This window comes from Mesorhizobium sp. M7A.F.Ca.US.006.01.1.1 (genome assembly GCF_003997935.1).
GTDB lineage: Bacteria > Pseudomonadota > Alphaproteobacteria > Rhizobiales > Rhizobiaceae > Mesorhizobium.
On record NZ_RZQL01000122.1, the window covers coordinates 1 to 20344 of the forward strand.

The 20344-nt window shown below is 63.6% G+C and carries 18 protein-coding genes and 1 pseudogene; 15 read left to right on the forward strand and 4 right to left on the reverse strand.

Annotation, left to right across the window (positions count from 1 at the left end; all coding sequences use genetic code 11):
- From EN943_RS20950 to purU, 8 genes are all read left to right on the forward strand, one after another.
- The coding region (locus tag EN943_RS20950) for a substrate-binding domain-containing protein (protein WP_164778294.1) at positions 1-595 on the forward strand (595 nt) is incomplete at its 5' end.
- 82 nt (positions 596-677) lie between these two features.
- On the forward strand, positions 678-1658 hold the full coding sequence (locus tag EN943_RS20955) for an ABC transporter permease (protein ID WP_245475924.1): 981 nt from the start codon (positions 678-680) through the stop codon (positions 1656-1658).
- Entirely contained in the window at positions 1655-2437 is a 783-nt protein-coding gene (locus tag EN943_RS20960) for an ATP-binding cassette domain-containing protein (protein WP_164761550.1), read from the forward strand. The genes EN943_RS20955 and EN943_RS20960 overlap by 4 nt, the downstream gene beginning before the upstream one ends.
- A gap of 16 nt (positions 2438-2453) precedes the next feature.
- Positions 2454-3635, forward strand: coding sequence for an aldose 1-epimerase family protein (locus tag EN943_RS20965; protein ID WP_127414455.1), 1182 nt, complete (start codon positions 2454-2456; stop codon positions 3633-3635).
- 49 nt (positions 3636-3684) lie between these two features.
- Positions 3685-4767 carry a fatty acid desaturase family protein gene (locus tag EN943_RS20970; RefSeq protein ID WP_245475925.1) on the forward strand — a complete coding sequence of 361 codons (1083 nt, stop codon included), beginning with the start codon at positions 3685-3687 and terminating at the stop codon, positions 4765-4767.
- 11 nt (positions 4768-4778) lie between these two features.
- Positions 4779-5093 (forward strand): MocE family 2Fe-2S type ferredoxin, encoded by a 315-nt coding sequence (locus tag EN943_RS20975; protein WP_127414457.1) that lies wholly within the window; start codon positions 4779-4781, stop codon positions 5091-5093.
- Positions 5094-5127: 34 nt separating this feature from the next.
- Positions 5128-5928, forward strand: a complete 801-nt coding sequence (locus tag EN943_RS20980; protein WP_127414458.1) for a 3-methyl-2-oxobutanoate hydroxymethyltransferase — start codon at positions 5128-5130, stop codon at positions 5926-5928.
- On the forward strand, positions 5925-6806 hold the full coding sequence (purU, locus tag EN943_RS20985; RefSeq protein WP_127414459.1) for a formyltetrahydrofolate deformylase: 882 nt from the start codon (positions 5925-5927) through the stop codon (positions 6804-6806). The genes EN943_RS20980 and purU overlap by 4 nt, the downstream gene beginning before the upstream one ends.
- A gap of 9 nt (positions 6807-6815) precedes the next feature.
- Here the strand turns inward: purU and hutH are convergent.
- Positions 6816-8283, reverse strand: a pseudogene (gene hutH / locus EN943_RS20990) (histidine ammonia-lyase).
- On the reverse strand, positions 8280-9281 hold the full coding sequence (locus EN943_RS20995; protein ID WP_127414460.1) for an ornithine cyclodeaminase family protein: 1002 nt from the start codon (positions 9279-9281) through the stop codon (positions 8280-8282). The pseudogene hutH and the gene EN943_RS20995 overlap by 4 nt, the downstream one beginning before the upstream one ends.
- A 121-nt stretch (positions 9282-9402) precedes the next feature.
- Between EN943_RS20995 and EN943_RS21000 the strand changes: the two genes are divergently transcribed.
- From EN943_RS21000 to EN943_RS21035, 7 genes are all read left to right on the forward strand, one after another.
- Positions 9403-10836, forward strand: coding sequence for a DHA2 family efflux MFS transporter permease subunit (locus tag EN943_RS21000; protein WP_127414461.1), 1434 nt, complete (start codon positions 9403-9405; stop codon positions 10834-10836).
- A gap of 270 nt (positions 10837-11106) precedes the next feature.
- Entirely contained in the window at positions 11107-12093 is a 987-nt protein-coding gene (locus tag EN943_RS21005) for an ABC transporter permease (protein WP_127414462.1), read from the forward strand.
- 65 nt (positions 12094-12158) lie between these two features.
- Entirely contained in the window at positions 12159-13187 is a 1029-nt protein-coding gene (locus tag EN943_RS21010) for a sugar ABC transporter substrate-binding protein (RefSeq protein WP_127414463.1), read from the forward strand.
- An 82-nt stretch (positions 13188-13269) separates the two neighbouring features.
- Complete coding sequence (locus EN943_RS21015; RefSeq protein WP_127414464.1) at positions 13270-15393, forward strand: SMP-30/gluconolactonase/LRE family protein; 2124 nt, start codon at positions 13270-13272, stop codon at positions 15391-15393.
- Positions 15390-16445, forward strand: coding sequence for a hypothetical protein (locus tag EN943_RS21020; RefSeq protein WP_127414465.1), 1056 nt, complete (start codon positions 15390-15392; stop codon positions 16443-16445). The genes EN943_RS21015 and EN943_RS21020 overlap by 4 nt, the downstream gene beginning before the upstream one ends.
- Positions 16445-17941: a sugar ABC transporter ATP-binding protein gene (locus EN943_RS21025; protein ID WP_127414466.1), complete on the forward strand. Its 1497-nt coding sequence runs from the start codon at positions 16445-16447 to the stop codon at positions 17939-17941. Before EN943_RS21020 ends, EN943_RS21025 begins: the two co-directional genes overlap by 1 nt.
- Positions 17942-18336: 395 nt before the next feature.
- The gene (locus tag EN943_RS21035) at positions 18337-18744 is read left to right on the forward strand and encodes a carboxymuconolactone decarboxylase family protein (RefSeq protein WP_063172539.1); all 408 of its coding nucleotides are present in this window, start codon (positions 18337-18339) and stop codon (positions 18742-18744) included.
- A gap of 4 nt (positions 18745-18748) precedes the next feature.
- Here EN943_RS21035 and EN943_RS21040 read toward each other — a convergent pair whose 3' ends face one another.
- Both EN943_RS21040 and EN943_RS21045 read right to left on the reverse strand, forming a co-directional pair.
- Complete coding sequence (locus tag EN943_RS21040; protein WP_164778297.1) at positions 18749-19636, reverse strand: amidohydrolase; 888 nt, start codon at positions 19634-19636, stop codon at positions 18749-18751.
- A partial coding sequence (locus EN943_RS21045; RefSeq protein WP_127414469.1) for a VWA domain-containing protein occupies positions 19636-20344 on the reverse strand: 709 nt, incomplete at its 5' end. The genes EN943_RS21040 and EN943_RS21045, both read right to left, overlap by 1 nt.

The window sequence follows — 20344 nt, forward strand, 5'->3', positions numbered from 1 at the left end:
CTTCAACACAGACGATCCGGCGACCGGACGGCAGGCCTATGTCGGCGCCGATCTCAAGGAGGCGGGCGTCATCTGGGCCAAGTACCTTGTCGACCACAAGATGGTGAAGCAGGGCGACAAGGTGTTCCTGCCGGTGGAAGTGCCCGGCACCAGCTATCAGCAGCTCGAGACCGAAGGCATCGCCAGCGTCTTCGATCCGTTGGGGATCAAATATGATGTGGTCGATTGCGGCACCGACCCGGCCGGCATCATTGCCAAGATGACCGACTATATGGTGGCCAACAATCCGCCGGCGATCATCGCGCTCGGCGATTCCGTCGCGGCCAGCGTCAAGCGGGTGTTCGACGGCGCAGGCGTGCCGGCCGGCAAGATCCCGGTCGTCGGCTGGGGCAATTCGAAGGAAACCGCCGAGGCCGTCAAATCCGGCTTCGTCAACGCCGCCGCCTGGCAGTTCCCGTCTGCGCAAGGCTTCATGCCGGTGGCGCTGCTCGGGCTCGCCGCTTCGGGTGAGCCGATCGGCTACGACATCCACACGTTCAGCCTCTACGACGCCTCGAGCGTCGAACCGATCCTGAAACTCTACGACACGAAGTGAAAGCCGGTGCCCGCGGCGCAGGCCGCGGGCGTCTCTTCAAAGCATGGTTCAAGCAGTCATGATGATCGCCGCAGAAGACGAAATGCCTGTCGGGAAACGCAGATCGAGCCTTATGCGCTCGCCGCAATTCTCCTCGCTCGTCATCCTCGTTGTCCTGCTCGCGGTGTTCGCCATCGCCGATGCCAATTTCCTGTCGCCGCTCAACATCTCCAACATGATGGCGTTCCTGCCTGAGCTCGGCATCATCGCGCTCGGCATGACGCTGCTGTTGACGGCGGGTGAGTTCGACCTGTCGGTCGGCGCCGTGTTCGGGCTGGCGCCGGTCGTCGTCATGCTCCTGGTGCAGAATGGCGGCGTCGATATCGGCATCGCGCTTCTGGCCGGGCTTCTGTTGTGCGTCGCCATCGGCGCGATCAACGGGCTGATCGTCACCAAGATCGGCATTTCGTCCTTTCTGGTCACGCTGTCGATGCTGCTCGTGGTGCGTGGGGCGGCACTCTACATCACGCAGGGCTTTCCGCTGAAATCCTGGGACCAGCCAGGCTTCTTCGTGACCCTGCTGGCCGGCAGCTTCAATGTCGGGTCGTTCCGGTTCTACACCTCGCTGTGGTGGTTCATCGGTCTCTCGCTGCTGGCGATCTACGTGCTGCGATATGCCAAGCTCGGCAACTGGATCAGCGCCATCGGCTCGAACCGCAACGCGGCGGTGGCGCGTGGCGTGCCGGCGGACGCCGTCAAGGTGTGGCTGTTCATCCTGACTTCGGTTCTGGCGGGACTGGCGGGCATGATCAGCGCCTTCCGCATCTCGGCCGCCTCACCGGTGGCCGGCACCGGCTACGAGCTCGAAGTCATCGCCATGGTCGTGGTCGGCGGGACGGCGCTGACCGGCGGACGCGGCACGATCCTCGGCACCATCGTCGGCGCGCTGATGCTGCGCGCAATCCGCAACGGCATCGTGCTGATCGGCGTGCCGGGCCTCGCCTACAACATCTTCGTGGGCCTGATCATCCTCGCCATGCTCATCCTGCACGCTTTGCTGCAGAAGAACGCCGCAAGGGGCTGATCATGGAAGTTCTCCGGCTGCAGAATCTGCAAAAATCCTTCGGCAGCGTTCGGGCGCTGAAGAATGCGTCCTTTGCCCTCAAGGAGGGCGAGGTGGTGGCCTTGCTCGGCGACAATGGCGCCGGCAAATCGACATTGATCAAGGCGATTTCCGGCGTGTTTCCGATCGACCGTGGCGACATCTATGTGCGCGGCGAAAAGGTTTCGATCCGCTCGACACGCGATGCGATGGACCTCGGCATCGAGACCATCCACCAGGACACGTCGCTGGCGCCGGATCTCAGCATCGCGCGCAATCTTTTCCTTGGGCGCGAGCCGGTCAAGCTGAAATGGCTGGGCGTGTTCGCGCCGCTCGATTTCGCCAAATTGCGCGACGCGGCGTCGGCGCTGTTGAAGCGCGTCGGCATCTCGAAGAAACTCGACGCCGATGCGCTGGTCTCCACGCTTTCGGGCGGCGAGCGGCAGTCGATTGCGATTTCGCGCGCCATGCAGTTTGCCGCCAAGGTCATCATCCTCGACGAACCGACCAACAATCTCGGTGTCGAGGAAACCCATGGCGTGCTGCGCTTCGTCAAAGAGGTGCGTGACGCCGGCCATTCGGTGCTCTTGATCACCCACAACATCCATCACGTGTTCCAGGTCGCCGACCGCATCATCGTCATGCGCCGCGGCGAGATCGTCGCCGAGCAGACGGTTGCCGATACCGATCTTCTGACCGTGGAAAGCATCATCACCGGCGCCGACATGTCGGCCCTGCTGAAAGAGACGAGAGCGAAGTGAAGAAGTTGGCCGTCACATGGTAGAACTCTACGGCAAGACGCTTTCGCGCCGGCAGGTATCGGAACGTTCGGGCATGCTGTCGCAATTTGCCGGCGTGCGGCTGATGACGCTTGGCGACGGCGTGGAACGCGGCATCCGCATGCTCGAGTTCCGCACCGGCTCGGGCCTGCGCTTCACCGCGCTGGTCGACCGGGCGCTCGACATCGCCGATTGCGACTTCAAGGGCCAGGCGATCGGCTGGCATTCGCCGAGCGGCTTTCGCAACCCCGGCCTGCACGATTATGAGGGGGAAGGGGGCCTCGCCTGGGCGCGCTCGTTTTCAGGCCTGCTTGTCACCTGCGGCCTCGACCACATATTGGGCCGCGAAGAGGTGCCTGCCGATAGCTACAACTACCCGGGCAAGAAGACCGTGATCCATTCGCTGCATGGCCGCGTCGGCACCATCCCAGCGCGGTTGACCGGTTATGGCGAGGCCTGGGATGGCGACCGCTGCGTGCTTTGGGCTGAAGGTATCGTGCAGCAATCGGCGGTGTTCGGCGAGGATCTGCATCTGATCCGGCGTATCGAGGCCGATGTCGGCGGCAACGAGATCCGGCTGTCGGACCGCATCGTCAACCATGGCTTCAATCTCACGCCGCACATGTATTTCTACCACGTCAATGTCAGCCACCCCTTGCTCGACGAGGGTTCGCGCTATCTGGCACCGATCCGTGACGTTGTCTGGGCCGGCCATGTAGGCGAACGCTACGAGGCGCAGAAGGTCGGTTACCGCACCGTTCCGGCGCCGCGACTGGGCTTCAGCGAGCAGGTTTGGCAGCATGAGATGGCGGCGGACGGCGCAGGCGAAGTGCCTGTGGCGGTGGTCAACGACCGTCTTGGCCTCGGCTTCGAAGTGGTGACGCGCAAGGACCAGCTGCCTTGCGCCTATCAATGGCAGAATTTCCAGGCGGGGCAGTATGCGCTGGGCATCGAACCCTCGACACACCATGTCTTGGGCAATCTCGCGGCGCGCGAGCGTGGCGAGATGATCTGGCTGGAGCATGGCGAAAGCCGTTCTTACGACGCGGTGTTCCGAGTGCTCGACGGCGCCGGCGCGATCGCGGCGGCCGAAGCAAAGATCGCGTCGATCGCCAGGCAGCCGCAACAGGATTATCCTGTGCCGTCGGGCAATTTTCCGGGATTGGCGGACAGGGCATGATGCGAAACGAATGCTCCGGCTGGCGGGCCGGAAATCGGAGGTCGATGTGATGGAGAAAAAGCGCGACTACAGCCTGGTCGGGGAAAGCACGCGCATCGCGATCGAGACCGGGCTGGCCTCGGCCGAGTGGTACCACACCGATGTGCCGCGCAAGGCGATGAAAGAGCTGATGCAACGCTCGGATGGGCCGGCGATCCGCGACACGATCATCTGGATCGTTGCCATATTGGGTTCCGCCGCCGGGATCGCCTGGTTCTGGGGGACGTGGTGGGTGGTGCCGTTCCTGCTCGTCTATGGCGTGCTCTATGGCTCGTCCAGCGACTCGCGTTGGCACGAGTGCGGCCACGGCACAGCCTTCCGTACGCGCTGGATGAACGATGCCGTCTACCAGATCGCCAGCTTCATGCTGATGCGCAACCCGGTGACCTGGCGCTGGAGCCATGCCCGCCATCACACCGACACGATTATCGTCGGCCGCGACGCCGAGATCGCGGTGATGCGTCCGCCGGACCTGCTGCGCGCCGCACTCGCCTTCACCGGCATTCTCGATTTCCGCTATTCGCTGCCGACGCTGGTGCGCAATGCGTTCGGCAGCATCTCGCCCGACGAGAAAAGCTTTATTCCCGAGATGGAGCTTCACAAGGTGGTCACAGCCGCGCGCTGGCATGTGGCCATCTATGTCGCGGCGATCGGGCTGGCGCTTTATCTGTGGTCGTTCCTGCCGCTGGTGCTGATCGGCCTGCCGCGCCTCTACGGCAGCTGGCACATGGTGCTGACCGGCCTGCTGCAGCATATCGGCCTGGCCGATAATGTCACCGACCACCGGCTGAACACGCGCACCGTCTACATGAACCCGATCAGCCGCTTCATCTACTGGAACATGAACTACCATGTCGAGCATCACATGTTCCCGATGGTGCCCTATCACGCGCTGCCGAGGCTGCACGAATTGATCAAGCACGATCTGCCCGAGCCGAACCCTTCGATGTGGCATGCCTATCGCGAGGTCTGGCCGGTGCTGCTGAAGCAGCTTCAGTACGAGGACTATTTTCTCAAGCGTGAATTGCCGCCGACGGCCAGGCCGTACCGGGACGAGTTCCATGCGCTGACCGTCCCGGCGGCGGCGGAATAGGGGAGAAGCAGATGGTCGACTGGGTTGAAGCGTGCGGCGTCGACGATGTCGAGGAAGAGGATGTCATCCGCTTCGATCATGGCGGCCGTACCTTCGCCATCTATCGCAGTCCCGATGACGAGTACTTCGCAACCGACGGATACTGCACGCATGAGAAGGCGCACCTGGCCGATGGGCTGGTGATGGACGACATCATCGAATGCCCCAAGCACAATGGCCGCTTCAACTACAAGACGGGTGTGGCCCGGGGCGCACCGGTATGCGTCAATCTCGCCACCTATCCGGTGAAGGTCGAGGCTGGCAAAGTGATGATCCAGATCGGCTGACCTGCCGCCGAATGCAACTGAGGGAACCCTTTTGATGAGCCGAAGAAGACCGACGGTGGCGGATTTGCGCGCCATGAAAGGCAAGCGTCAGCTGACCATGTTGCGCGTGCTGACGATGGACGAGGCAGAGGCCGCGGAGCGCGCGGGGGTCGACATCGTCTCGGTGCCGCCCGAACTGGTGCTCAACCCGCAATACCGCGACGCCGCACCCAGCCTGTTCACCATGCCGGGCGACAATTTCTACGAGATCGGCACATCGGACGATTTCGTGCGCTGGGCCTTCCGGCTCTACAAGGCTGGCGCCGACGCGGTCTATTGCAGCGCCGGCTACGCCACGATCAAACGGATGGCCGATGACAATATCCCGGTGATCGGCCATGTTGGCCTCATTCCTTCCCGCGCGACCTGGACTGGCGGCTTCAAGGCGGTCGGTAAGACCGCCGACACCGCCATGGAGGTCTTCGCGGCGGTGAAGCAGCTGGAGACTGCAGGCGCCATCGGCGGCGGAATCCAAGTGGTGCCGGTCGAGGTGGCCAAGGCGATCTCGGAGCGGACGTCGCTGATCATGCTGTCGATGGGAGCGGGCACCGGTTGCGACGCGCAATATCTGTTCGCCGACGACATCCTCGGGCAGAACCGTGGCCACATGCCCCGCCACTCCAAGGTCTATCGCAACTTCGCTGCCGAATATGATCGTTTGCAGGCCGAGCGTATCGCCGCGTTTTCGGAATATGTTGCCGACGTGAACAGTCTCGCCTATCCCGAAGACAAGCATGTGGTGCATATGGATCCGGCTGAACTCAGCCTGTTCATGAAGAGGGTCGACGGGGCGTGAAATCTCAAGGCAATGATGCGACGGACGAGGCCGCGCCGGTTCATATTCTCACGCTTTCCTGCGAGGATCGGCCGGGGATCGTCGCCGCCGTCACTGCGGAGCTTGCCGCGAACGGCGCCAACATCGCCGAAAGCAGCCAGTTCTGGGACCGGCAGACCAATCGCTTTTTCATGCGGATCGCCTTCATCAGCCCGCCAGGCTCGACCAGGGACAGCCTGGAGCGGGCCTTGAAATCGAGCGTCGACCGCTTCGGCATGAAAACCGCGCTGGTCGATCAGGGACGCCGCCCGAAGATCATCGTCATGGTCTCCAAGTTCGACCACGCGCTTCTCCATCTGCTGTACCAGATCAGGGTCGGCTGGCTGAACGCGGAGGTTGCAGCCGTGGTCTCCAACCACGAGGATGCCCGCCGCTTCGCCGAGCTGGAGGGCATTCCCTACCACCATTGGCCGACCACCAAGGAGAACAAGGCCGAACAGGAACAGAAGCTGCTGGACCTGGTGCAGCGGACGGGGGCCGAACTGGTCATCCTGGCGCGCTACATGCAGGTCTTCTCGAAAGGCCTGTCGGACCGGCTGTTCGGGCGGGCGATCAACATCCACCATTCGTTCCTGCCGAGCTTCAAGGGCGCCAAGCCCTATCACCAGGCCTTCGACCGCGGCGTCAAGCTGATCGGTGCGACAGCGCATTACGTCACCTCCGACCTCGACGAGGGCCCGATCATCGATCAGGAGACCGAACGCGTCACCCATGCGATGAGCGCCGAGGATTTCGTCGCTGTCGGGCGCGACATCGAAAGCCGGGTGCTGGCGCGCGCCGTCAAGCTGCATCTCGAAGCCCGCGTCATGCTCAACGGCCACAAGACCGTCGTCTTCTGAGAAGCCGCGTCAGGCCGGCCAACTGCCGCCGGCGAGCGCGGCGTAGAGCGCCTCGGCGTCGATGCCGAGCGGCCGGTCCTCTTTCAGCATGGGGACGAGAGCGCGTATCGCCGCGTGAAGTGCTGATGTGCGCGGCGCCAATGTGAGGCCGTCGCGCAGGTCGATGGCCTGTGCCGCCGCCATCAGTTCGCCGCCACAGCTCGATCATCCCGGCGCATTTCGCAACCGCCAGAGGTGTCTGCGTGGCGTGATCCTCGACGCCTTCCGAAACCGGAAGAAAGTCGAGCATCACCGGATTGGCCTTGTGGCGGATGGCGGCCAGGATCGACGTCACCGTCTTCTGCAACGGTACGAAGCCGGCCGAGGCGCCGCCGACCGGCGACAGATATTTCGGCAGGCCATTGCGGCCCGAACCGGTGAGCTGGATGAAGCGCGCGGCGCTGGCCGCGGCACATTGGGCGATCGCCAGGCCGAGCGTCTCGAAGGCGAGCGCCAGCGACGCTGTGTGGAAATTGCCGGTCGACAGCACCAGTTCGTCATTGCCCAGCACCAGCGGATTGTCGGCGGCGGCGTTGAGTTCGATCTCGACAGCCTGTCTCGCCTGGCCGACCGCCTCGACCAGCGCGCCATGGATCGACGGCATGCAGCGGATCGACAGCGGGTCCTGCAAGGTGGTCGGCGCCGGCGCCTCGTCTCGGGCGAGCAGATCGTGCAGCACCTTGGCTGCTTCCTGCTGGCCGGCCGCCGGTCGCGCCATATGCAGGCGCGGGTCGAGGATGGTGCGGTTGGCAGCAAAACCTTCCATGGTTAGAGCCCCGGCCTGCTGTTGCTGGGCAAGGGCGGACAGCACATCCGTCACCGCAAGTGCGCCGTAGCCGGCGGACACCGCCGAGGCATTGATCAGCGACAGCCCGTCCTTCGGCGCCAGGCTGATGGGGGCGAGGCGCGCCATCATCAGCGCCTTGGCCGCCGACATGCGACGGCCCTGATAGTCGGCTTCGCCTTCGCCGGTGAGCATGCGGGCGAATGCTGTCATCAATACCAGATCGCCGGCGCCGATCGAGCCGAGCGATGGCATGACGGGATGGACGCCGGCATTGAGGGCGTCGACCAAAGCGACGAAGACGGAAGGCGAAAGGCCGGAGCCTCCGGCTGACAGCATCGCTGCACGCGCGACCATGGTTGCCCGCACGGCCTCGACCGGCAGCGCTTCGCCGACCGCGCCGCTGCGTCCCTCCAGCAACTGGCGCTGGAAGGCGCTGGCATCGCCTTCCACTGACGTGCCGAGATTTGCGCCGAGCCCGGTGTTCAGGCCATAGATCTGCTGGCCGGACGCGGCGGCCTGGTCGAGCACTTTTCGTGCCTTCTCTAGCCTGCCGATGACATCGGGTCCGATCTCCACCTTGCGCCCAGCGCGGGCGATTGCAGCGACATCGCTAGCGCCGACGCCGGTTCCGGTGAGGACGAGCGCGGTCATGCGAAGCGCAGCCTCTGGCCGATGCCTTGGGCCTGCGCCTTGGCCAGCATCGCCTTGCCCAACGCGATGTCGGACAAGGACAGGCCGCGATGCCAGAACAGGATCGTTTCGTCGTCGCTTTCTCGCCCGACTTTCAGACCGGCGGCGATCTGGCCGAGCTCGGCATGCAGCGTCTTCTCGCTCAGCCGCCCGGTCTCGACATGGGCGCGCAGCGAGCCGAACTTGCCGCCCTTGCACTGGCCCCAATCGTCGACGACCATTTTCTGCATGATGTCGGTCAGCGACAGTTCGACCGCGCTCATCGTGCCGTAGGGCACGACCAGTGCGCCCGGCTTGATCCATTCGGTCTTCAGCAACGGCTGCGGCTCCGGCAGCCGCGAGGCCTCGACGACGATGTCGGCGCCCTCGATGCAGCTCTTCCAGTCGGCCACCGCAGTCACCGTCTTGCCGAGATCGGCGGACAGTTTGGCAGCAAAACCGTCGCGGCTTTCCGGGCGGCGCGAATGGACGCGGATCTCGTCGAAATCGAAGAGATGGTCGAGCAGGCGCACATTCCAGTAGGCGGTGCCGCGCGCGCCGATATGAGCCAGCACCTTCGAATTCCTGCGCGCCAGATGCTTGGCGCCGATGGCGGTGACGGCGCCTGTTCGCATGTCGGTGATGACGGTGGCGTCGAGGATGGCGCGCGGCGCGCCAGTGCGCGGGTCGAACAGGTTGAGGATGCCGAATTCGGAAGGGAGGCCATGCAGGTAGTTGTCGACATAGTCGCCGACGATCTTGACGCCGGCGGTGTCGAGCGGCGCGACGTAGCCGCGCAGCACATTGAAATGGCCGTGGAAGGACGGATCCGGCTCGAGATGGACGCGCGGTTCGATCACTGTCTGGCCCTTGCCTTGCGCAACCAGGCCAGCCTCGACGGCGGCGATGATTTCGCCATCGGTCATGGCAAGGGCGTCGATGTCGAGGGCATTGAGGTAGTCGATGTAGATGGGCTTCATGTTACGCGCACACTTTCCTCGGCCACCCCGTTCATCCCATAGCAGGCCCCGAAGCGACACGAAAGTTTGTAGCGACAACTCTGGACGCGGCCGGCCAAATGCTGTTCAAACCGGTTCCGTCATGACTGCCATTCCCGAGACCGCAACCTTATCCGAAACGGCCACCAATGCGCGGCGCGTGGCGCTGATCGTGGCCATCGCCTTCTTCATGCAGTTGCTGGATTCGACGATCATCTCGACATCGCTGCCGCAGATGGGTGCCTCCTTCGGCGTGTCGCCGGTGGCGATGAGCATCGGCATCACCGTCTACATGCTGACCATGGCGGTGTTCGTGCCGCTGTCGGGCTGGCTCGCCGACCGGTTCGGGGCGCGCAACATCTTCCTGCTGGCGATCGTCCTGTTCACATTGGCTTCGCTCGCCTGCGGCCTCTCGCAAACCCTGACCCAGTTCGTCGCCGCCCGTGTCGTGCAAGGGCTCGGCAGCGCGCTGATGACGCCGGTCGGGCGCATTCTCGTCCTGCGCAATGCGTCGAAATCCGAACTGCTCAACGCCACGGCGCTGATCACCTGGCCAGCACTGTTTGCGCCGGTGGTCGGGCCGGTGCTCGGCGGCTTCATCACCACCTATCTGTCCTGGCACTGGAATTTCTTCATCAACATACCGCTCGGCGTGATCGGGTTGGCGCTGGTCGCCCGCTTCATTCCGGGCGACCGTGAGGCCGATCCCAAGCCGCTCGACTGGCCGGGTTTTTTCCTGACATCGGCGGGACTTGCCTTGCTGCTTTATGGTCTCGAACGCATCGCTCATCCCGAGGACGGCGGGCTGCCAACTGTGTTGCTCATCGTCGCCGGCATCGTCATCGGCTGGCTGGCGGTGCGGCATCTCAGGCGCGCCTCGCATCCGCTGCTCGATCTCTCCTCGTTCAAGGTGCTGACCTTTGCCATCTCGACGCTCGCCGCGGGCACCATTTTCCGGGTGGCGATCAACGCCACGCCATTCCTGTTGCCGCTGCTGTTCCAGGTCGGCTTTGGCCTCTCGCCCGTCGATGCCGGCTTGATGATCCTGGCCTATTTCCTCGGCAATCTCGGCATGAAGACGGTGACGACGCCAACGCTGCGGCGTTTCGGTTTCCGCTCGGTGATGGTCGTCAACGGCATCATCGCCTCGGCCTCGATCATGGCTTGCGGAGCGATCTCGCCGCAGACGCCGCAAGCGCTGGTGGTGGCGCTGATGCTGATTGCCGGTCTGACGCGCTCGATGCAGTTCACCGCTCTCAACACACTGGCCTTCGCCGACATCGATGCGGTTCAACGCAGCTCGGCAGCAACGCTGTCCTCGATGCTGCAGCAGGTGGCGATGCTGTTCGGCGTCGCGGTGGCGGCGGCGATCCTCAATTTGTCGCAGATCGTCAGGGATCGTCCCGCTCTCGACCTCGTCGATTTTCGAGTAGCCTTCCTGGCGATCGGCGCCATCGGGCTGGTGGCGGCGTTGCGTTTTCTCGTGCTGCCGCCAGGTGCGGGCGCGGAGGTTTCCGGCCATACGCCGGGAAATTGAGATCGATTTTTCCGCCTGACGCGGAGATAAATTCCGTCTCGTCCTTTCGCCTTGGTGCAGCGCTTTCGCGAGTGGCGGCAATGACGCAACCAATTGCCAAAAGCGCAGAGTTTTCCATGCATTGCGCCAGCTTCGGCAATCGATGCGTCCACTCGGTAAATATCGCTGCCGGCCTGGGTTCCGAGCGCGGATTCATTTGACGAACCGGCGTTGGGCCGATTAGCGTTCTTTCCCAGGGATGGCAGCGCTGCCATCGGGGCAAACGCAGACATGAACACGATCGGCTGGCCGTATTTCAGGAGCCTGAATCAGGAGGGCATTGTCTTTGCCATCGCCGTGGTGCTGTTCGTTGCAGCGGCCATAGGCCTGCCGGGTTTCATCGACCCCAACAATCTCGTCGCCATCGTTCGCTCCGTGTCGGTGCTGGGCATCCTTGCGCTCGGCATGGCCGTCGTCATCATCGGCCGCGGCATCGACCTCTCCGCCGTCGCTATCATGGCGATGTCGGTCGCCTGGTACCTGCAACTGCTGAATTCGGGGACGCCGGACGGGCTGGCCTTTGCCTATGTGCTGGCCGGTGCGCTGGCCATCGGCCTGCTCAATGGCTTTCTCGTCGCCTATGCCGACGTGCCGGCGATCTTCGTGACGCTGGCGACAGGCTCCTTCGTCTTCGGCTATGTGCGCTCGCAACTGATCACGCAGGATGCCGTGCCGGTGCCGCAGGGCCATTGGGTCGAGTTGCTCGGCGGCTTGCGCTTCCTCGACATTCCCATCGAGGTGTTCGTGTTCGCGGGGCTGGCCTTCCTGTTCTTCCTGTTCCTGCGCTACACCAAATGGGGCCGCTACATCTATTTCGCCGGCGACAATCCGGTCGCCGCCCGCAACATCGGCATTCCGGTGCGGCCGATGCTGGTGCTGCGCTATGTGCTCTCCGCCCTGGTCGCACTGGTCGCCGGCCTGCTGACGGCGGCGAGCCTGCATTCGATCAACACCCGGGTCGTCAACTCAACGCTGCTCTACGATATCGTGCTGGTGGCGGTGATCGGCGGCATCGGCCTGTCCGGCGGGCGCGGCGGGGTGCGCAACGTGCTGGTCGGTGCGGCACTGATCGGCATCCTGCTCAACGCCATGACCATCATCGACATTCCGCTGCTCTACCAGAACCTGATCAAGGCCGCGATCCTGCTCGGCGCCATCATCGTCGACGGCATCATCAATCCACGTGACGAGCAGACCGCCCAGCAGGGCGATATTTAGTACCTGAACTGCAGCGGACGGTTGGGGCCGGCCGCTGATAACAAAACCAAACCAGAGGATGTGACATGAAACTGATCAGAACACTCATGGCAGCTGCCACGGCGCTTGCCGTCACGGCCTTCGTGGCGCCCACCTTCGCCGCCGACGATCCCGGCCCGGCGGCTTACGCGCAGGCGCTCAAGGGCAAGCGCGTGATGCTGGTACCGCTAGCGATGGGCTTCGACCTGGCGCAGGGCTGGGCGCACTATCTGAAGACCGAAGTCGAGGCATGGGGTGGCGTGTTCGAGACGCGCGATCCGAACTGGGTCGTCGACGCCGGCGCGCAGGCGATCACCGACGCCATCTCGTCGGACACCAGGCCGGATGTGCTGATCATCCACGCGCCGGACCTCAACTCCTACTCCAAGCTGATGAAGAAGGCGCAGGCCGCCGGCACCTATGTCATCTTGGTCGACAATCCCGCCAACTTCCCGGCCGACGCCTTCATCGGCAGCGACTGGGATCGGCTTGGCCAGCTTGAGGCGGAAGCCGCGATCAAAGGCTGCGGCGAAAACTCGTCGAAGAAGATCGGCTTGGTGCAAGGTGACCAGGCGAACTCGTCCAGCCTTTACCAGTATGCCGGCATCATGAAGGTGCTGGAAAAGCATCCCGACTTCAAGGTGGTGGCAAAGCCCGATTCAAACTGGGATGCGACGACCTCGCGCAACGTGACGACGACAATGCTGCAGCAGAACCCGGACATCTGCGCCATCATCGATTTCTGGGATGGTGACGCCACCGGCGCCTCCGCCGCGATCCGCGATGCCAAGCTCGACGGCAAGGTGTTCCTGGTGACCACCGGCGGCGGCGAAAAGGCGGCCGACTGCGACAAGCTGCAGGACGGCACCTATGGCGCCGTGGTGATGACCGATCTTGCCCGCCAGTCGGGCGACATGAACGCCATCATCAAGTTCCTGCTGCAGAGCGGCCAGCCGGCCGGTACGTCGCACACCTATATCTACACGCTGGAGAAGGCGACGACCAAGGCCGACCTGAAGCCCGACAGCTGCTGGGACCTGAAGGCGCTGCAGGCGCAAGCGGCGGCGGCAAAGTAAGCCGCATTTTTTCGACTGAAGTATCAACGAGGTGGCCGGAAGGATCCGGTCACCTCGTCCTCTCATGGAATAGCAGCAGCCGATGTCCTTTCGCGAACGCCTCCAGTCCTGGCGCTACAATCTCGTGCCCGACCATGTCGTCGGCGAGATCCTGACCAAACGCTGGACCGACAACGCCATTCCGTTCCTGGCACTGGTAGCGACGCTGGCAACTTTCGGCTCGGTCATTCCCGGTTTCTTCAAGCTGACCGCTTTGCAGGAATCGACCCGCCAGCTTGGCGAGTTCTCGATGGTCGTCACCGGCATGACGGTGGTGATGCTGGGTGGCGGCATCGATCTGTCGGTCGGCTCGATCTTCGCGCTGTCCTGCTTTTCCGCCGTCTATGTCTTCTTCATCCTCGAACAGTCGATCTGGCTGGCGCTGGCTGCGTCGCTGGCCACCGGTCTCATCTTCGGCGCCATCAACGGCTACCTCGTCGGCTATCTCAGGCTGCGCGCCTTTCTGACCACGCTGGTGACCTTCATCTTCGGCCGGGCGCTGTTCGACATCCTGGTCACTACCTACGCCGCCGATGTCCAGCTCTCGACCGCGACATCGGATGTGCTCGACTTCATCGGCGACAGCACCTTCTGGGGCCTCTCCGTCTCGGTGTGGCTGGCGATCATCCTGGCCATCATCACCCACATCGCGCTGACCCGCTCGCGGCCGGGCTGGCATGTGCTGGCGGTCGGCGGTTCCAGGCGCTCGGCGCACAATGCCGGCATCCGCGTGCGCCGCACCGTGTTCATGACCTATGTTTTTTCCGGCTTCTGCGCCTCGATCGGCGGCTTCCTCATCGCTTGCCGGTTGAGCGGGGCAGGGCCGGGTACCGGCCTCAACCTCGAGATCATGGCGCTGACGGCGGCGGTGGTCGGCGGCGTCAGCCTCGGCGGCGGCCGTGGCTCGGTGATCAAGGGGCTGATGGGCGCCATCATCGTGCTGACCATGACCAATGGGCTGATCCGGCTGGGCTATGGCACCGGCACCAACCAGATGGTGCTGGGCATCATGCTGGCGGTGGCGGTGACCATTGACATCCGCTGGCTGAAGAACCGGCACAAGGTGCTGAACGAGGTCTATGTCGCACCGGTCTATCTCAAGATGGGCGAGACGCAATCGGCCGCACCCGGCTCGGGCACATCATACGAGCTCGACAACAGGCTGTCGGCCGCCGAGCATATCGGGCTTGGCGAGCTGGAGGGGCCGGAAGACGTCATCCTCGACCGCGACGACAATCTCTATTGCGGCACGCGTCATGGCGAGATCGTCCGTTTCTTCGCGCCGGACTATGTCAAATCGGAAGTGTTTGCCCATATTGGCGGCTTTCCGCTCGGTCTCGCCTTCGACAAATCGGGCGATCTGATCAGCTGCGTCGGCGCCATGGGGCTCTACTCAGTCTCGCCGGATCGGGAGGTCAAACGCCTGTCGGCCGAAACGTCGCGCTCCTGGACCTCGATCGTCGACGATGCGCGGCTGCGTGACCCCAACGACTGCGACATCGCACCTGACGGCCGCATCTATTTTACGGATTCAACTAAGCGATATGACGCTCACGATTGGGCGCTGGACTCGATCGAGAACCGCGCCACCGGGCGGCTGCTGGTCTACGACCCGAAGGACGGCTCGACGAAGACGCTGCTCGACGGCTACCGCTACACTAATGGCGTGTGCATGGCGCATGACGGCAAGTCGCTGTTCTTCGCCGAAAGCTGGGCCTGTCGCGTGCATCGCTACTGGCTGGAAGGACCGAAGGCCGGCACCGCAGAATGCGTCATCCGCGACATGCCGGGCTATCCCGACAACATCAACCGCGCCTCCGACGGCAATTACTGGATGGCATGGCTCGGCATGCGCACGCCGAGCTTCGACCTGTCGCTGCGCCATCCCGACATGCGCAAGCGTATGACGCGCCGGCTGCCGCAGGACGAATGGCTGTTCCCCAACATCAACACTGGCGGCGTGGTGAAGTTCAACGAAAAGGGCGGCATCGTCGAGGCGATGGGCGATCTCACCGGCGGCGCGCACCCGATGGTCACCTCGATGCGCGAGCACAAAGGATATCTGTTCGTCGGCGGCATCCTCAACAACCGCATCGGCCGCTACAAGATCGCTGGCGCGGATCCGAACTGGACCAGCCCCGCTTCCTATTGGGGGGCAAAGCCATGATCCTCGATCCTGTGCTGGACCTGTTTCGCGGTAAGGCGGTGACCATCCCGCCGCTCGACGGCGCTTTTCGCCCCAATACGCGGCTGGATGATGCGCCGCCTTTCGCTGAATTGACGGAGCCGGACAATCTGTTGGTTACCGGTGACAGGCTGTTGGTCTCCAGCGGCAACGCAATCTATTCGATTGCTGCTGGAACCGAGCCCAAGGTTGTCGGAACTTTCCCGTCTCTCATCACTACGCTGGCGCTCTCGCCATCCGGCGAACTGACGGTAGGGCTGGAAAGCGGCAAGTTGCTGATATCAGGCAAGGACGTTTCGCTGCCGGCCGGGATCCGCTGCATCACGGCGCTTTCCTACGCGGATGACGGCACGCTGTGGCTGGCTAACGGATCGGCCGAGCATGCTCCATCGCAATGGGCCGCCGACCTGATGAAGAAGGGGGCCTCCGGCTCGCTCTGGAAGCGGGAGCCGGGAGGCGCGGAATTTCGCAAGGTGGCCGGCGACATTGCCTTTCCCTATGGGCTGCATCCCGCAGGCAGGGATGTGCTGGTGAGCGAAAGCTGGCGTCATCAGTTGGTGCGTTTCGATGGCGCGACAGGCAGCCGCTCGACGGTGTTGACGCATCTACCCGGTTATCCCGCGCGGCTGTCGCACTCCGCCGATGGCGGGGCATGGCTGACCTTGTTTGCACCGCGCAACCGGCTGATCGAATTCGTGCTGCAGGAAACGCACTACCGGCAGGACATGCTGAGCCAGGTGCCGCCCGCCTACTGGATCGCGCCTGCACTGGCCTCCAGCCGCAGCTTCCTCGAGCCGCTGCAATGCGGCGGGATCCGCACCATGGGCATCCACAAGCCGTGGTCGCCGAGCCGCTCCTACGGGCTGGTGGTCAGGCTCGACCAGAAGATGCAGCCGCAATTCAGCCTGCACAGCCGCGCCAACGGCACGCGCCACGGCATTTGCAGTGTCGTAGAAAAGGGCGGCAGCCTGTTCATCGCCTCCAGGGGCGGCGACTGTGTGCTGGACATCGACCTCGCTTCGGGAGGTTTCTGATGGAACCGATCGTTCGCCTGGAAAACGTCACCAAGAACTACCGCGGCGTGCCTGCGGTGAAGAATGTCAGCTTCGACCTGCGCAAGGGTGAGATCCATGCACTGCTCGGCGAGAACGGCGCGGGCAAATCGACGCTGACCAAGATCATCGCCGGCGTGGTCGACGCCACTTCGGGCAAGATGTTCCACAAGGGACAAGAGATCGCCTACGCCTCGCCGCACGCAGCACTGGAAGCCGGCATCGCCATGGTGTTCCAGGAGACCAGCCTGGTGCCGTCGATGACGGTGGCGCAGAACCTTTATCTCGGCACCGAAAAGTTCCTCAACCGGCTGCGCGGCACCTACATTTCGGCCCAACAATTCCTGCAATCGCTGAACTTTCCCGTCGACCCGAACGCCATGGTAGCGACGCTGGGTGCGGCCAAGCGGCAGATGGTCGAGATCGCGCGGGCCGTGCACCACAATGCCGAGATCATCATCTTCGACGAGCCGACGGCGACGCTGACGCCGGAGGAGAAACGGCATTTCTTCGCGCTGATCCGACGACTGAAGGCGAGCGGCGTGTCGATCGTCTTCATCAGCCATGCGCTGGAAGAGGCGCTCGATATTGCCGACCGCATCACCATCCTGCGCGACGGCGAACTGGTCATCACCGACGATACGTCCGCCTTCGACCGCGACCGGATCGTCGCCGCCATGGTCGGGCGCACTTTGTCGGGGCAGATCTACCGCCAGCGCGACGAGGCAAAGCTGCGCAAGGCGGGCAAGAAGGTGCTGTCGGTGCAGGATATCTCGATGAGCAATGTCGTGCGCAACACGTCCTTCTCGATCTTCGAGGGCCAGATCACCGGCGTGTTCGGGCTGATCGGCTCCGGCCGCACCGAAACCTTCAAGATCGTCTCCGGCATCTACAAGCGCGACTTCCGGCGCGGCGGCGCCATCGAGCTCGACGACAGGCCGGTGCGCTATCTCGTGCCGAGCGAAGCGGTGGCCGACGGCATCGTCTACGTCACCGAGGACCGCAAGAGCGAGGGCATCTTCGAGACGATGGGCATTGCCGAGAACCTGTTCGGCGGACTGCTGGCGGCCGGCCGCGAAAAGGCCTGGGTGATCAATGCGCAGGAGATGCGCGCGCTGTCGGCCGAATGGACGAAGACGCTGAACATCAAGGCAATCAACGACAATGCGCGCGTGGTCGAACTGTCCGGCGGCAACCAGCAGAAGGTAGTGATCGGCAAGGGACTGGTGCAGCAGCCGCGCATCGTCATCTTCGACGAGCCGACACGCGGCGTGGATGTCGGCGCAATCGCCGAAATCCACCAGATCATCAACCGGCTGGCCGATGAGGGCCTCGCCGTCGTTGTCATCTCGTCCTACCTGCCAGAGATCATGAACCTGTCCGACCGCATCCTGGTCTGCCGCCAGGGCCGCATCGTCGAGGAGTTTTCGCCGGCCGAGGCCACGGAGGAGAAGATTATGTACGCCGCAGTTCACTAGGGTGCTTGAGCAGGAAGCGAATGGGCGTGCCGCTGGCTCGAACACTGTGGAGATTAGCCGAGGCGCCCGTCATTTCGTCATCCACGGGCGGAGCAAGGAGCGTAGCGACGCAGCGCAGACCCGAGGATCCATGCCGGGACTCCCGAGCGTTGCAGCGGTGCAGGATTCTTCGCCGCTGCACTCCACGGCTGACGTCGCGGAATGGATCCTCGGGTCTCCGCGACGGCGCTTCGCGCCTGCTTCGCCTGTGGATGACGAAGCTGAGATGCTTCGGCCAATCGCCATGGCTCTATCCCATTCCGCATCGAAAACTGAATCGGAAAAGCCGGTTAGCCGCCTTTGCTCAAGGCCTGAATCAGCAACCTGATCCAACGATTCAACGAAGGGAAAAAATCATGGCCACCACAAAACTCCTCAGCGACGCCGAGGTCGAAAAGATCCCGGCCGTGAAAGCCGTGTTCGACGACATCCGCGCGACGCGCAAATCCGATTTCGTCAACAATTTCTGGCGCGGGCTGGCCAATGATCCTCCGGCGCTGAAGCGGATCTGGGAACAGTTGAAGGTGGTGATGGTCGCCGACAGCGCCATCGATCCGCTGACCAAGGAGATGATTTACATCGCGGTGTCGACCGCCAATGGCTGCTCTTACTGCGTCCACTCGCACACGGCGGCAGCGCGGGCGAAAGGCATGACCGATGCGCAGCATGGCGAGCTGGTGTCGATCATCGGGCTCGCCGGCCAGACCAACCATCTGGTGACGGCGATGCAGATCCCGGTCGATCCGCAGTTCGAGGTGAAGTGAGGCGTCACATCGGCCGGTAAACCTTCTCCGCCGTGTTCCAGAAGATTTCCGCCTCCGCCGCCGCACCATGCCTGGCCACCGCGTCGCGGTGCGCCTTGATCAGCTCGGCGTGGCTGGTCCACAATTTCTCGATCGGGAAGTTCGAGCCGAACATCAAATGGTCGGCGCCAAGGATGTCGATCGCGTTGTCGACGATGTAGGCGATCAGCAGGGGATCGTTGCGGTGGACGAAGGTGCCGAGGCCGGAGAGCTTGGCGTAGAAATTGGGCGCCGTCGAGAGCGTGCGCAGGCCTTCCTTCCAGGCTTCGGTGGTCTCCGGTTCCATGCCGGTCAGCATGCCGGCATGGGTGAGGATGAAATTCGTTTCGGGGTTCTCGCCGACCAGCGTCAGGCCGTCCTTCATCTGGGCGGGGAAGAGCTGCAGGTCGAAGGACAGGCCATAATCCTTGAGCCGTGCCACATTGGCGCGCACCTTCGGGTCGATCACCTGGTCGGCCGAGGCGGCGAAACGGAAGGCCGGCGTTTCGTGCCAATGCAGCTGCATGCGCACGCCGCGCAGCAGCGGATATTTTTTCAAGCGATCGATCTGGGGCCTGATGTCGTCGACGGTCATGTCAGTGTAGCCGACGATGGCATGCGGCCAGCCGGTCTCATCAGCGGTCTTCTGCAGGAAGGCGACTTCCTTTTCGAAATCCTCCTTGGCCCAATTGGTCTGGACATACACGGCTTTCTCGACACCGGCGCCTTGCTGGTCAGCCAAAAATTCCTCGATCGGGTAGTCGCGCCGGATCGGCTCGTAGGGGCCGAAGATGCGTGGCACCATCGGTCCGACCAGCCAGGGCTGGTCCTTCTGGCGCCAGATGTGGAAATGCGCGTCGATGGTTTTCTGCATCATGAAACCCTTTTCCAGATTGCCACCGCCGCCGGAGCAGGGCGGGCGAGCGACAGGATGAAATCGGTTAGACCGGAGAGCGATGAGCCGTCGACCAGATCGTCGAGCGCGGGGAGGATGGCGCGCAGTGCCGCCGTTGCCGGCCGGAAGCGCGGGTCGCCGGCTAGCGGTGTGGCCAGCGACAGCCGGAAAGCGCGGGCGCTCAGCCGCCGCATGGCCGTCTCCAGCTCGCCGTGATCGCCGCGCTCCAGCGCGTCGGACAGGATGACGATTGTGGCACCGCGCGCGAAGGCGGAGAAGCGCGGCACCGAGAGGAAAGCGAGCAGCGTCGGTCCCATGCGGGTGCCGCCGTCCCAATCGTCGACCTGGGCCGCGGCACGAGCCAGCGCCTGGTCGCGGTCGCGGATGCGCAAAGCCGTGGTGATGCGGGTCAGCCGCGTGCCGAAGGTGAAGATCTCGGCACGGTCCGCGCCTTGCACGGCGGCATGCGCCAGCCTCAGATAGTCCGCGGTGTGCAGTTTCATCGAGCCGGACACGTCGATCAGCAGCAGCAGCTTGCGCGGGACGGTCTGGCGGCGGCGCAGCAGCGGCGAGGGCACGTCGCCATCGGCGCTGACGATTTCCCGCAGCGACCGGCGCAGATCGAGCTTACCGCGCGAATGTGTGCGCACGGTGCGGAAGGAGCGGCGGGCGGGAAGGGCGGATGAC